General features: G+C 66.2%; 13 protein-coding genes. 5 read left to right on the top strand and 8 right to left on the bottom strand.

What is annotated here, in order from left to right:
* Positions 1 to 20: 20 nt before the first annotated feature.
* Complete coding sequence (locus WD184_03200; protein MEX0825754.1) at positions 21 to 1433, bottom strand: deoxyribodipyrimidine photo-lyase; 1413 nt, start codon at positions 1431 to 1433, stop codon at positions 21 to 23.
* A 59-nt stretch (positions 1434 to 1492) separates the two neighbouring features.
* Here WD184_03200 and WD184_03195 point away from each other — a divergent pair, with 59 nt between their 5' ends.
* The gene (locus WD184_03195; protein MEX0825753.1) at positions 1493 to 2512 is read left to right on the top strand and encodes a GNAT family N-acetyltransferase; all 1020 of its coding nucleotides are present in this window, start codon (positions 1493 to 1495) and stop codon (positions 2510 to 2512) included.
* Between the two features lie 15 nt (positions 2513 to 2527).
* Here the strand turns inward: WD184_03195 and WD184_03190 are convergent, their stop codons facing one another.
* Positions 2528 to 3544, bottom strand: a complete 1017-nt coding sequence (locus tag WD184_03190; protein ID MEX0825752.1) for a Cj0069 family protein — start codon at positions 3542 to 3544, stop codon at positions 2528 to 2530.
* A 60-nt stretch (positions 3545 to 3604) separates the two neighbouring features.
* Between WD184_03190 and WD184_03185 the strand changes: the two genes are divergently transcribed.
* Positions 3605 to 4447 (top strand): nitrilase-related carbon-nitrogen hydrolase, encoded by an 843-nt coding sequence (locus WD184_03185; protein MEX0825751.1) that lies wholly within the window; start codon positions 3605 to 3607, stop codon positions 4445 to 4447.
* A 308-nt stretch (positions 4448 to 4755) separates the two neighbouring features.
* Here WD184_03185 and WD184_03180 read toward each other — a convergent pair whose 3' ends face one another.
* The 6 genes from WD184_03180 to nosZ form a co-directional block, all read right to left on the bottom strand.
* Complete coding sequence (locus tag WD184_03180) at positions 4756 to 5199, bottom strand: Rrf2 family transcriptional regulator (protein ID MEX0825750.1); 444 nt, start codon at positions 5197 to 5199, stop codon at positions 4756 to 4758.
* A gap of 15 nt (positions 5200 to 5214) precedes the next feature.
* The gene (locus WD184_03175; GenBank protein MEX0825749.1) at positions 5215 to 6045 is read right to left on the bottom strand and encodes an ABC transporter permease subunit; all 831 of its coding nucleotides are present in this window, start codon (positions 6043 to 6045) and stop codon (positions 5215 to 5217) included.
* Positions 6042 to 6746, bottom strand: a complete 705-nt coding sequence (locus WD184_03170; GenBank protein ID MEX0825748.1) for an ABC transporter ATP-binding protein — start codon at positions 6744 to 6746, stop codon at positions 6042 to 6044. The genes WD184_03175 and WD184_03170 overlap by 4 nt, the downstream gene beginning before the upstream one ends.
* Complete coding sequence (locus tag WD184_03165; protein MEX0825747.1) at positions 6743 to 8806, bottom strand: NosD domain-containing protein; 2064 nt, start codon at positions 8804 to 8806, stop codon at positions 6743 to 6745. Before WD184_03165 ends, WD184_03170 begins: the two co-directional genes overlap by 4 nt.
* The gene (locus WD184_03160; protein ID MEX0825746.1) at positions 8806 to 9201 is read right to left on the bottom strand and encodes a cupredoxin domain-containing protein; all 396 of its coding nucleotides are present in this window, start codon (positions 9199 to 9201) and stop codon (positions 8806 to 8808) included. Before WD184_03160 ends, WD184_03165 begins: the two co-directional genes overlap by 1 nt.
* 71 nt (positions 9202 to 9272) lie before the next feature.
* Positions 9273 to 11264: a Sec-dependent nitrous-oxide reductase gene (nosZ, locus tag WD184_03155; protein MEX0825745.1), complete on the bottom strand. Its 1992-nt coding sequence runs from the start codon at positions 11262 to 11264 to the stop codon at positions 9273 to 9275.
* 485 nt (positions 11265 to 11749) lie between these two features.
* Here nosZ and WD184_03150 point away from each other — a divergent pair, with 485 nt between their 5' ends.
* From WD184_03150 to WD184_03140, 3 genes are all read left to right on the top strand, one after another.
* Positions 11750 to 11980, top strand: a complete 231-nt coding sequence (locus WD184_03150; GenBank protein ID MEX0825744.1) for an AbrB/MazE/SpoVT family DNA-binding domain-containing protein — start codon at positions 11750 to 11752, stop codon at positions 11978 to 11980.
* Positions 11977 to 12393: a PIN domain-containing protein gene (locus tag WD184_03145; GenBank protein MEX0825743.1), complete on the top strand. Its 417-nt coding sequence runs from the start codon at positions 11977 to 11979 to the stop codon at positions 12391 to 12393. The genes WD184_03150 and WD184_03145 overlap by 4 nt, the downstream gene beginning before the upstream one ends.
* Positions 12394 to 12454: 61 nt before the next feature.
* Positions 12455 to 13750: an aspartate aminotransferase family protein gene (locus WD184_03140; protein ID MEX0825742.1), complete on the top strand. Its 1296-nt coding sequence runs from the start codon at positions 12455 to 12457 to the stop codon at positions 13748 to 13750.
* The last annotated feature ends 116 nt before the right edge of the window (positions 13751 to 13866 follow it).

Raw genomic sequence — 13866 nt, 5'->3', positions numbered from 1 at the left:
CCTCTCCCGGAGGGCTTCTCTCATGGACTGGCCCGCCTCAGAGCTTCGAAGGCGAGAAGCGCCTCGGTGCGGGCGTCGGCGTGGTCAACGATGGGATCGGGGTACTCGAGGCTCGATGCAGGTGGCCGCCTCCACGGTTGATAGAGGTGCTGCTGTGGTATCCCGCTCAACTCGGGCACCCAGCGGCGTATGTAGCCCCCGTCGGGGTCGAACCGCTCGCCCTGCAGGGTTGGGTTGAAGACCCGAAGGTAGGGCGCCGCATCTGCCCCGCTGCCGGCTGTCCACTGCCACCCGAAGGTGTTGTTGGCGAGGTCGGCGTCCACCAGTGTGTCCCAGAACCACCGGGCCCCCTCCAGCCAGTGGATCCGAAGATGCTTGACCAGGAACGACGCCACCACCATCCGCACCCGGTTGTGCATCCACCCGGTGGCCCGCAGTTGGCGCATCCCGGCATCGACGAGGGGATACCCGGTCTGCCCGGTGTGCCATGCCTCGAGGTGCTCGGGGTCGGTGCGCCACGGAAAGCGGGTGAACTCTGGCCGCAAGGGCTGGTCGGCGGTGTGCGGGAAGTGATGGAGAAGTTGATGGGCGAACTCGCGCCAGCCGACTTCGGAGAGGAATTTGTCGGCGCTGGTGCCCCGACGATCGCCAAGGACATGCCACAACTGGCGGGCGGTGATCTCTCCGAAGTGAAGGTGAGGCGAGAGGCGGGAGGTGCCCGCCAGGTCGGGGCGATCCCGATCGTCGCCGTAGCGCTCGATCGGCCCCCCAAGGAAGGCGTCGAGCGAGTTCCACCCGGCGGATTCTCCGGGTACCCAGTGATCGGAGAATTGGTGGTCATCCGGGGCGATCAGGCCCAGGTCGGCGAGTGGGGCGGACCAGGGCCAATTGGATGGCGGCGGCACCGCGGCCGGCGCGGGAATTGGGGAGGGAGGCTCGTCCCGCGTCAAGCAGTGCTTCCAGAACGGGGTGAACACCTGGAAAGGGGCTCCCGCTCGATTGAGGACCTCGGATGGCTCGAAGAGTAGGGCACCCTCGAACGAGACCACCTCGAGCCCGTCACGTCTGAGGGCATCGGCGACACGACGGTCACCGTCGGCGCGGGAAGGCTCGTAGAGGCGATTCCACATCACCGTGTCCGCCCCGGTTTCGGCGATGATCCGGCGCAGCTCGTCGAGGCTGTCGTCGGCCTGCCGGATGACCAGCCGTGACCCGCGGGTACCGAGGTCAACGGCGAGCGACTTCAACGAGTGGTGCAACCACCAGCGTGAGGCGACGCCCGGTTGCCACGGAGCATCCTCCTCGCGTGCCCATATGAATACCGGGATCACGGGCCGCCCGGTGTCGATCGCAGACGACAGGGCCGCATTGTCGGCGATACGGAGGTCACGCCGGTACCAGACGATGGTGGGGGAGGCCTCTCGTGGAGTCACCGGCGCGACGCTACCGGCCCCAGTTTCGCCCGCGTTCACTTGGTGTACCGTCCCCCGCCGTGTTCTCTCCCATCAATACCGCTCGCCTGGTCATCCGCTCCATGCGTCCCGACGACGGCTTCGGCCTGTGGGAGCGACGCAACGATCCCGAGGTGGCCAGGTACCAGGATTGGATCACCCCATTCCCCCGCCAGAAGGCCGACCAGATCGCCCGGGACTGCGCCGCGGTTGACGGCCCCCAGGTGGACGACTGGTGGATGGCCACCATCGAACTGGCCGACTCCGGAGAGGTGGTGGGTGACCTGGCGGTCCATATCGAGAACGAGGGCCACACGGCCGAGATCGGTTACACGCTGGGCTCCGCCTACTGGCAGCAGGGATATGCGCTCGAGGCTGCGGAGGCATTGGTCGACTACCTGTTCGAGTCGGTAGGGGTGGACCGGGTGTTCGGCATGCTTCACCCCGACAACCGTCCCTCGGCGATGGTGCTCGAACGGATTGGCATGTTGTTCGAAGGCCACACCCTGATGTCGTTCTGGCTCGACGGCGAGGGCTCCGACGATTGGATCTACGGGATGCTGCGCGCGGACTGGGAGGCGTGGCGGAGCCGTCGCCGGACCCCACCGGGCGAGGTGCGGCTGGTCGAGATCACCGCGGAGAACCTTGCCGTGGTGTCGGGGCTGCGCACCCACAGGAGCCAGGAGGCCTTCGTCGCCCCGATGGCCCGGTCGTTGGCGCAGGCGCTGCGACCCGGGACCCGCGACGGCGTGTCGATTCATCCCTGGCTGCGCGCGATCGAAGCCGACGGCGAAATCGTGGGCTTCAGCATGCTGGCACTGGTCGAGGGCCGCGACCCTTATTTGTGGCGCCTGCTCATCGACCGCCTCCATCAGCGGCGGGGTGTCGCCACGCGCGCGATGAGCCTGCTGGAAGAAGAGGCGGGGGGTCTGGGTGGCGCATACCTGGTGCTCAGCTTCGGCGAGGGGCGGGGCTCACCCGGCGACTTCTACCGCTCCCGCGGCTACGAGCCGACTGGCGAGGTCCACGGCGGCGAGGTCGAGCTGCGAAAGAGGGTCTAGGCCACCGGGACGCAGTCAGCGGTGCCCCGCGACCCGGGCGATCGTCTCCGCGGCCAATGGCCCGAGTGCAGAGTCGGGGAATGGATACACCGAGCTGACATTGATCTCGCAGAGAACGTATCCCGGCGTCCCCTCCTCATCGGGTGGTCCGTGGAGGAAGTCGGCGTCCCAGATCACGGGCAGATCCGAGGATTCCATCCCCCGCGCCTGGCAGAGCAGCGGCACCCACTCGGACTCCATTCTCTCCCGCAGGTGCTGTAGGTCGTCCCGATCCGGCGGGTAGTAGAGCCGGGGACCCGGCTGCGGGGCCTCCTCCGCGGGGGCTCCCGGAGGGGGCGGGTGCAACGCGTTCACCGCTTGCTCGCCGAATCCCGCCACCCGATCACCGACCAGGTAGCAGCGAATCATCCCTTCGCTGAGCAGAGGCTGGTAGGCCTGATCGATCATCGAGGCCCCGTTCTCGAAGTACGGGGCGCAGTCGCCGACGAATTGGTCCAGGGCCATCGACTGTGGCGTGCTGCCCCGGGCGGCGTGGCGAACCAGAACCGCGGCGGCGTGGAGGAGTTCGACCTTCCAGACACCGTTGCCCCCGTTGCCCCGTTCCCGCTTCACTACCCGCGGGCCGGTCCGGACGGCATCGGGGAACAGCTCGCTCATCGCTTCCCACGATTCGTAGAGTCGGGTGTCGGTGCCCCATCCGAGATGCCGGGTGTGGAACACCACCTCCTTGGTTCCGATCGCGTCGATCGCGTCGGGATGGGCACTGACCATCACGCCGGAGGAGGCAACCTCCCGAAGGACTTCGTTGAGGCGCGACCGATCATGGCCTTGTTCCTCGGGGTTCACCCACACCAGGGCGCCGTCGATCCCCATTAGGTGATCTCGCACCTCGCCGGCGTGATCGTCGTCGTAGAGCACGAGTTCGGGGTGGGCACCGGCCGCGGTCAGCGCCGCCCCGGTAGCAGCCAGCCGATGCGATGCGAGGTCGGCCGGGGTTTCCGGGATGCTCGGTGCGACAAGGGCGATGCGCATGTCGACGCAATTATCACAGCGAGGTTCGCGTATCCTTCCCCTCCCCTCCAAGGAGACCGCGTGGCCAACATCGTGCGAGCGGGCCTGATCCAGGCCGCATGGACCGGCGACAAGGATTCGATGCTGAAGAAGCACATTGAATTGGCCCGTAAGGCTGCGAAGGACGGCGCCCAGGTCCTCTGCTTCCAGGAGCTTTTCTACGGGCCGTACTTCTGCCAGGTGCAGGACGACGAGTACTTCTCGTACACCGAACCGATCCCCGACGGCCCCACGACGAGGGCGATGCAGGACCTCGCCAAGGAGACCGGGATGGTGTTGGTGGTGCCAATGTTCGAGGTCGAGCAGGAGGGCTTCTACTACAACACCGCCGCGGTGATCGACGCCGACGGCAGCTACCTCGGCAAGTACCGCAAGACCCACATCCCCCATGTGAAGGGCTTCTGGGAGAAGTACTACTTCCGCCCCGGGAACATGGGCTACCCGATCTTCGACACCGCAGTGGGTCGGATCGGGGTCTACATCTGTTACGACCGCCACTTCCCCGAGGGATGGCGGGCACTGGGCCTGGCGGGGGCCAAGATCGTGTTCAACCCGTCTGCGACCAGCCGCGGCCTGTCGATGTACCTGTGGAACCTGGAGCAGCCGGCGGCGGCGGTGGCCAACGAGTACTACATCGGTGCCATCAACCGGGTGGGCAAAGAGCCGCTGGGCGACAACGAGTTCTACGGATCTTCATACTTCGTCGACCCCCGCGGCCAGAAGGTCGGCGACCCCGCCTCCGACACCGACGACGAAGTGATCGTCCGCGACCTCGACATGGACAAGATCGAAGAAGTTCGCCAACAGTGGGCTTTCTATCGGGACCGTCGCCCCGACGCCTACGGGCCGCTGGTGGAGGCGTGAGTCGGCTGGCTGACGCCGGCCTCCCGCGATAGGTCGGCTGGCTGACGCCAGCCTCCCGCGATAGGTCGGTGGGCTGCGCCGCCCTCCCGCGATAGGTCGGCTGGCTGACGCCAGCCTCCCGCGATAGGTCGGTCGGCTGCGCCGCCCTCCCGCGATAGGTCGGCTGGCTGACGCCAGCCTCCCGCGATAGGTCGGTCGGCTGCGCCGCCCTCCCGCGATGGGCGATTGGCGAGAACGCGACCGGCCGGTGGGGGGCGGTCAGCTCGTTTCTTGCGGGAGGCGGGAGGCGGGAGGCGGATGGCGTTCGCTCAGCTACTGCGGTACCGGGTTGCGAGCGTCGAGTCGGCGGCGGCAAGGTCGCCGAAGTTGGTCGAGGCGAGGTTGGTGAGCATGGCCTCCTTGGCTTTTGCCCAGGGTTCGTGCAACGCACACGCCGTCTCCCAGTGACACGGCCCGCCGCGCAGGATGCACTCAGCCGACCGGAGGGGTCCCTCGACTCCCTCGATCACGTCCAGGAGGGTCACCTCCTCGGGTGCCTTTGTGAGCCGATAGCCACCGTCGGGTCCAGGCACCGAGTTCACCAACCCGGCGCGCACCAGGGTCGCCAGCACTTGCGGCAGGTACTTGGCCGGGATGTCCATCTCCGCTGCGATATCACGCGACTTGGTGAGCGAGTTTGCCTCGACATGGCGCGCCAGACTGAGGACGGCTCGGATCGCGTAGTCGGCTCGCTTTCCGAGCTTCAGTTGCATTGCTCGTAGACCCCCTCACACATCACGGCGCTTGAACACCCATCCCGCGATAAGCGCGGGGACGGTGATCCAGAGCGCCAGGGCACCGCCGATTATGGCCGCGGTCCCGGCGGTGCCGAACCGGTCGAACATGTAGACGCCGAATGGTCCGAGGGAACTCGAGTCGGTTGCCAGTAGAGCGAGGATCCGAATCGCCTCGAGGGGATTCAGTAGCACCGCCCACAGGAACCCGACGGGACCCAGGCGGAGTCCTGGCCCTACCGCGGCGAGCAGTAGATCGATGCCAAGTGCCGCAGCGAACCAGACGGCTGCGGCGATAGCCGTAGCCTGGCTCCGGCTCGTCGAGAGCGCCGAGATGAGGACGCCGACCGTCACGCCGACGGTGGCGGCGGCGAGAGTGGCCATGGTGGCGACTCCGAAGCCGGCGAGGTCGGCTCCGGTGACCACCGGGGCGATGAGCACGGCCGCGACGCCGAGTCCGACCAGGACGGCGACCGAGACCGTCGTGGTGAGCCCGGCGATGATCCCGACCGGGATGCTCGATCGGCGAATCGGCTGCGCGGCGACGAGGGTGAGGGTTCCCTGCTCGCGTCCACCTGCCATCGACGCCGCCCCGAGGAGAAGGCCGATCAGCGGTGGGAGGAGGAGACCAAGCGCCACCAGTCCATCGATCGCCGCCCCCACTCCGCTCAGGCCCAGGTCCCGCAGGGATCGCAGCCCGACCAGAGTCAGGGCGATTGCTCCGGCACCGTGGAGCACGGCGGCGCCGAGCACCCAGCGGGTGCGTGCGGCGCCTCGCATCTCCCATGATGCAATCGCACGGATGTCGAGCATGCGCGACGTCATCGGCTCACCTGACTCGCCGCCGCCGCCGGGGCCTTGCCGTTGAAGTCACATCCGGTTGGGTGATCTGGCTTCGCCCCCGCGATCCGTCCTCCGACGATCTTGATCACGGTTTGGTCGAGTCCTCCCAGGTCGGACTCGGTCGGGGTGGCTATCACGACAGTTCGCCCATCGTCTGCGGCGGCACGGAGCACGACGGTGAGAACGGCGCGCCCCTGGTCGTCGAGATTGGCGAACGGCTCGTCGAGGAGAACGAGCGACGGCTCCCCGAGAAGGGCCACGGCGAGTGCAACTCTTTGGCGTTGCCCTCCCGAGAGCACTTTGATCGGGCGATCGGAGTCGGGAACGAAGCCCGCGGGAAGGGGTGAGTCGGCCGGGTCCACTCTCCGCAGCCGGGCGAAGAAGGCCACCACCTCACCGACGGTTGCCCATGGGGGGAGCCCCACGCTCTGTGGCAGGTAGCCGACGTGCTGGCGCATCGATGCGATCGGTTCTCCCCGAAAAGTGACGCTGCCGCGGTGTGATGCCAGACCGGCGATACAGCGCAGCAGTGTGCTCTTGCCGGATCCGTTGGTGCCTGTCACCGTGAAGATCGTGCCCCCCGACGCGGTAAACCCAATGTCGGTCAGCACCGGCTGTTGGCCGTAGGCCTTGCTCAGACTGCAGACCGTGAGGGCGTTGGGGGTCCGACCGGAAGCGCTCATCGGCGTGCCCTGGTCAGTCGGGGGCGTTTCGCCAGCGAGATGAGCGCCATCGCGGCGAGCAGGGCGGCAGACGCACCGGTACCACCGAGGAACAAGCCGGCCCGTGCCTCGGGCGGTGGCGAATCCGGCGAGGGAGAGATCGGCCGGATGAGAGGTAGCGGGTCGACCAAAACCGGGCGCTGGAGGGCCCACCGCTCTTCGACCGCCCGGATCATGCGGAAGGCCGGGCTCGAGGCCAGCGGCAGCAGCACCGGTGCTCGTACGAGCAGTCGTTCCACTGAGCTGCCCTCGACATGCGGGGTGGCTCCTTTCCCGCGGCCGTTGTCGTATCCGCGGTAGGTACCCCAGTGGTTGCCGTGGCCCCGATCGTGCCATGCGACGCCGTCCGAGGCGCCGCGGCCCTGTTGAAGCACCTGGACCACGTTGCCGACGAACGAGTTGGCGAGGAACACTGCGGTTGAAGCGGGGTACAGCGCCACGCCGATCTGGTTGCGGATGACGGTATTGGCGGTGATCCGGATCGGCTCTTCACCGCCCGCCGGGCCGTCGATGTGGAGACCGGTCCGGTTGCGGGTGATCACGTTCTCGACCACCTGGACATCGGCGACGTCCTTGAGCAGAAGCCCGAATCCGGTCGACGCCGACCCGCTGTCGGTGAGTCGGTTGCGCAACACGAGCGCAGGCCCCCCGTACATCAGTACGGCGGCGGAGAGGTTCCCTTCGATCAGATTCTCGACCAGGGTCAGGTGGGCGGCGAACATCGAGTGCACCCCGTATCGGTTATGGCGCAGTTCGTTCCCATCGATGAGGGCGCCAGATCCGAACGACACGAAGACGCCGTCGCGTACCCGCTCGATGACATTTCCCCGGATCAACGCGCCGTCGACGTCCCATAGCGACAGCCCGTCGCCACGGCCTCCTCCGAGGGTCTCATCGCCACCGAGGGCGTGGTCTTCCCCCACCACCCCGCCGCTCCGACCGATGACATGGTTGCCGACGAGGTGGACGCGTGCCGCGCCGTGGACGGCGATACCGACATACGAATCCTCGACCGTCACCCCTTCGATGTGAACGTCGTCGGCCTCGACCCGGATGCCGGCAGGGCTGCCGCTCGGCCCGGGCCCGCTGCCGGCCACCCGGAGACCGCGTAATACGGTGCCCGTGGCGGTGATCGTTATCACGGTGCCGGACCCGTTGCCCTGCACCAGGGGCATCCCCTCGCCCTCGATGGTCAATCTCCGGTCGATGGTCACGTTGCCGCGATACGTTTGGTCGCTGAGGATGAGGGTGCCCCCTTCGGGTACGGCGGCGATGAGTGACTCGAGGTCGATCCAGTCGTCGTTCGCTCTCGCCGTCGGGGCGAGCGCCCCGACGGCGAGAATCACCGCCAGCAGGGTGGGAAAAGCGCGGGTGCCTCGACCTTTGCGCCTCCTCACGACGCGCGGCCCGAACGACAGCGCGGCAGCCGCGGTGAGCATGCACAGGATCGCCGAACCGGGCCGCGAGAACGCCGTGAAGTTCCATATCTTGGTGCGGCCGATCACCAGCGGTGTGAACCCATCCATACGGAACGCCGCTGCCGGGTCGAGATCGTGCCCGAACTGGTAGAGGCGCACCTGGATCACGGCAAGGATCGAAATGGGCAGCACCCAGAGGTAGAGGCGGGCGAGGCGCGCCAGGAGCCGGCGCCGGCGGGCCACGGTGGCAACCACGACCGCGGCGAGAGCGGCGGCGATTCCAAGGGGCCACAGGGCCATCTCGGGCAGGTCGTCGGTGCGGAAGGGCCGCATCCCGACGTAGTGGTTGAGGCTGTCGATCTCGGCGAGATCCCCTTCGACCCTGTTGCCATAGGCGAGGAAGTGGAGTCCGTTCGGGTACTGCGGAGCGTCCAGGTTGGAGCGCCAGATCGGAAGGAACACCGAGGCGACCACGAGAAGCGCAGCCAGGGTCCCGAGTGCCCAATGGGCCCGGTCGACGGGTGGCGGGGGCCCGGAGATGGAGCCTTGCTCCCCGCCCCCCGCCACGGTGGACCCGTCGACCAGGGCGCCAGCGGAATTCATTAGCCGCTCGCGATCAGTTCGACCATCATTCCGGCCTCGTGATGACCGGGGACGGCGCAGTAGACCATGTAGATGCCAGCGGGGATGGTGATCGTCTCACTGACGGTCTCCCCCGGATTGGCGAGCATGTGGAAGTCGAGTTCATCGATGGTGATGTCGTGCTCGACGACACCGTTGTTGACGAGGGTGATCGTCACCTCGGTGTCGGCAGGCACCATCAGTGGGTCCGGCTCGAACTTGAATTCGGTGGCCGTAACGGTGATTTCGATTCCGGCGGAGGTGGTGGAGTCGGGCTGGCTGGTAGTGGTCCCCGCCCCGCTGTCGCTGCCGCCGCACGCAGCCAGTAACAGTGTGGCTGCGGTGAGGGCTGCGAGGCCCCGAAGTTCTTGTCGCATCTTCGATTTCTCCTTGTCTAGGGGTTGGGTCCCGGGTGGCGCCGGTGGCGCCACCCGGGACCATTCGTGGTTCAGGGCTCGATCAACAGCCAACCCTGCATTTCGAGGTGCAGGGCCGAGCAGAACTCCGTGCAGTAGAAGGCGAATGAACCGGTGCGGTCGGCGACGATCTCCACCGTCAGTACCTCGCCCGGATCCAGACTGGCCTGGACGTTGTAGCCCGGGATCGCAAAGCCATGGGTGGCGTCCACCGCCGTCTCGATGTTCGTGATGTGCAGTACGACCTTTTCGCCTTGCTTGGCGCGAATTACATCGGGGGTGAAAGTGCTGCGGCGCGCAGTCATGTACACGTGCAGCGTGTCCCCGATGCGCTCGACCCGCTCTTCGCCCGCCGCGATCGCTACATCGGATGGCGCCATCGTCAACGGATCGGTCCCAACGGGGTAGACGGTCCAGACATCGGCGAGTCGGTCCACCGCGATCATCTGCACATAGTGCGGTTCGCCGAACCCGATGGGCATGTCTCTGAGGATCCGCAGCTCCGGGCTGTCGATGTCGATCAGTTGGAAGTTCTGCGGATGCAGAGTGCCCACGGGCGTGAACCGGTCGATCGACCACTTGTTGAGCGCCACCAGGTATTTGCCGTGGGGATTCACGGTGTCCCCATGAGCGGTGACGAGGTGGCCGATGTTGTAGTGGACCGGGATCTTGTCCACGAGGCGGAACGCGTCTGCCTCGTCCACGCCGGCCTCGGGGCCGAGGGTCCATCGTGCAACTGCGGTTTCGACGAACAGGCTGGTGTAGGCGTTGCCCCGATTGTCGAACTGGGTGTGCAGCGGACCGCCCCCCAGCTCGACCTGTGCTTCGACGACCGCGTCAAAGCGCAGGACGGGTACCCCGAACGGGTCGTATCCCTCGATGTCACCAGCAGCGATCGCCGCTTCGATGCGGTCGATCGAGTACACGGTGGCGTTCGGGTCGAGTTTGCCTGACACGACGATGTAATTGCCGTCGGGTGAGACGTCGACGCCGTGGGGATTCCGCGGCTCGGGGGCGAACCAGAGGATCCCTTCGTCGATGGCGGTTTGGAGGCGGATCATCCGAACCCCGTTCACCATCTCGTAGTTGCCGGCGGCGACAACCTGCTCGGCCAATTCCCAGTTGATGATGTGCAAGTAGTCGAAGTCGTTGGCGATCGCTCCGGTCTCGATCGAGGGATTGCCCTCCGTGTTTCCGCCGGTCGCCATCTCCGTGTTGTACGAGTTGATGAAGGCCCAGCCGAAGCTGGCGAGTTTGCCGGCGTCGGCGAGGTCCTGGTTGTAGGGCGGAAGCTCTATCTGGAAACTGCGTTCCAGGTCGAAGTGCCCGGTCACCGGGTCGACCGCCAGGAACGACGACGCACCGCGATAGTGCTCTGCGTACTCCTCCAGGGGTGCGTAACCGCCTTCGACGAACATCGGCGCGGGCGTCTTGGCTGAGATGTGCACGTACTCCGTGTTCGGGGTGGCAAAGACTCCGCCGTGCGAACTCTGGATGTTGGGGACATCGAGAATCTGCTTCGTCTTGAAGTCGCGTAGGTCGACCATCGCGATCCGCCCGTTGGCCCGGTCGTTTATGTAGAGGAAGCGCCCGTCGTAGTCGCCATCGGTCTCCGAGAGCGCCGGGTGATGGGTGTCACCCCAGGTCAACTGTGCGTTCTGGTCGGGATCGGAGCCCCCGGCGAGGATTTCCATGCTCCAGTCGGCGCCGAAGCCGTACCCGGACCATGAGTCAGGGGCGAATACCGGGATCGTCTTCAACAGCCGCATCGATGGAACCCCGATCACATGCATCTGCCCGCTGTGACCGCCCGAGGCGAACATTAAGTAATCGTCGTGGTCGCCCGGTGCGACGAACGTCGCCAGGGCAGCCTCGGCCTCGGCTCCGGTGAGGCCCCGGTCCGCGGCGATATCCGCCAGGTTGCCGCCCGATGCGGTACTGAATCCGAGCCGGGCGCCGGCGACCCCCACCACGAGGCCGAGGATGAGGGCTCCTACGCCCCAGGCAATGTTGCGACTCTTCACGGCTGCTGTACCTCCTGAGAACCCGCCGCCCTGCTGGGCAGACGGAACCATTAGTGAATCGCTTCACAAACTAGGGAGGTACATGATTGGGCCGTAGTGCCAAAAGCCCCTAAGGACGTGCGCGGATGGGTCGCGGATCCCATCAACTCTCGGCTTGCGGCAAGCCGAGAGTTGATCCCGGGGCGAGCCTATCCGCGCACGTCCTAAGCCGGCGGATCGCGATTGAGTCACCGCCTGAGAGCCTGGGATCGTCTTGTCGGGAGCCGTTAGACGGGCGGGTTCTGCGCTCAGGTCCTGATCTCGACTGGATGGACCGAGCTCCAAACCGGCGTCTTTCGGGCGTGCTCGGAGGAGGCCCGCCTGCCAGGTTCGGACGGTTTTCGAGCGTTCCAAGGAACCCGGGGAGCTGAATCTTGAGATCGAAACCCAGCCCCTGTGGCGTGGAAGCCGTGGTAGATCTCCTACCTGTGTGGCATGATAATGGTATGAGAGGAACCATTGACAAGGCTGGTCGGTTGGTAATTCCCAAGCCGCTACGGGATGCGGTCGGACTCGTCCCCGGCGACGTCGAACTTAGCCGCGACGGCGCCGGGATCCGGATCGAGCCGGTTGCCGGAGAGGGGACCACGGAAGTGAGGGGACGCCGAGTTATCGAAGGCGGCCTCACCATCACCGACGACGACGTTCGTTCGCTCCGCCTTGGTGATCAGCGGTGACCGAACCAGAGGTACTCGTCGACACCAGCGTTGCAGTCGCGTTGATAGTCGGGGGCCATGAGGCCCATGACAGCACGATCGAGGCGCTCGAAGGGCGCGTTCTCGGATTGGCCGGCCACGCCTGGTTCGAGACCCTCTCGGTGCTCACCCGGCTGCCGCCTCCTGCCCGCCGGCGGCCACGCGAGATCGTCGACATTCTCGGCGACAATTTCCCAGGGTCGAGGTTCCTTCCCGCGGAGGCGGCCAGGGAATTGACGGGACGGCTAGCCGAGATCGGGGTGTCGGGGGGCGCGGTGTACGACGCCCTGGTGGCCCAGGCAGCAGTCGTCCATGGACTCTCCCTCGCCAGCCGCGATCGACGAGCCGTCGATGTCTATCGGGCCCTCGGAGCATCTGTCGAGATGCTCACCTGAGACGCACCGCTCGCCACAGTCCCCATCGCTAGCCTTCACGCCCCCCGATCACAGGACTCACATGGGCAAGCACGACGATCTTCTGAAGCGGCACAAGGCGGTCCTCCCGGCGTGGATCGCCCTCTACTACGAGCACCCGATCTCGATCGTCGACGGCGACGGGCGGAGGGTGGTCGATGCCGAGGGCAAGGAGTACCTTGACTTCTTTGGCGGGATCCTCACCACCATGACCGGCTACAAGACCCCCAGCGTGGTCAAGGCCATCCAGGAGCAGGCGGCGAAGATGCTCCACACCTCGACCCTCTACCTGATCGAGCAGCAGGTCCAACTGGCCGAGAAGATCGCCGGCCTCTCGAAGATCCCCAACGCCAAGGTGTTCTTCGCCAACTCGGGGAGCGAGGCGAACGACACCGCCTTGATGCTGGCCACCGCCTACCGGGGTTCCAATCAGGTGCTGGCGATGCGCAACTCCTATCACGGGCGTTCGTTCAGCGCGGTGGCGATCACCGGCATCCGCTCGTGGTCGGGGACCCCACTGTCGCCCTTCCAAGTGATCTACGTCCACGGCGGCTACAAGTACCGCAGCCCGTTCGGCCACCTGTCGGACAAGGACTACATCGCGGCCTGCGTCGCCGACCTCGAGGACATGCTGCAGGTGGCCAGCGTGGGCAATGTGGCGTGCATGATCGCCGAGCCCATCCAGGGCGTGGGCGGGTTCGTGGCGCCTCCCGACGGCTTCTTCGGGGAGATGAAGAAGGTGCTCGACCGCCACGGAATCCTCTTCATCTCCGATGAGGTTCAGACCGGATGGGGCCGCACCGGCGACCACTTCTGGGGCATCGAGGCCCACGGGTTTACCCCCGACATCATGACCTTCGCCAAGGGCCTAGGCAACGGCCTGGCGATCGGCGGCCTGGTGACCCGGGCGGAGATCATGGACTCGCTCGACGCCAATTCGATCTCCACTTTCGGCGGCAACCCCCTGGCAATGGCCGGCGCCCTCGCCAACCTCGAATACCTGATCTCCGAGGACCTGCAGACCAACACCCAGAAGGTCGGCCAGCAACTCAAGTCCTCCCTGCAGGACCTGGGCGAACGCATCGACTTCATCGGCGAGGTGCGGGGCAAAGGCCTGATGCTGGGAGTAGAGATGGTCAAACCCGGCACCAAGGAACCCAACCCCGAAGCCACCAACGCAGTGATGGAAAAGGCCCGCGAGTACGGCCTGCTGGTCGGCAAAGGCGGCCTCTACGGCAACGTCTTCCGCCTCGCACCCCCCCTCTCCCTAACCCAAGCCGAAGCCGAAGAGGGCTACGCCATCATGGAGCGAGCGTTCGAAGAGGTCGCCGGGATGTGAGGACTCCGGCTCCGCGATGTGCGATGCGCAAGGCGGCGCGTTAGTCCGAATCTGTTCGGTTGCTTGCTCCGCAATGCGCGATGCGCGATGCGCGGCGCGTCAAAGCGGTTCAACGA

The organism is Acidimicrobiia bacterium (genome assembly GCA_040878325.1).
Taxonomy (GTDB): domain Bacteria; phylum Actinomycetota; class Acidimicrobiia; order Spongiisociales; family UBA11373; genus JAUYIV01.
Note: the sequence above shows the minus strand (reverse complement) of the source record. Positions and strands in the feature narration are given on the sequence as shown.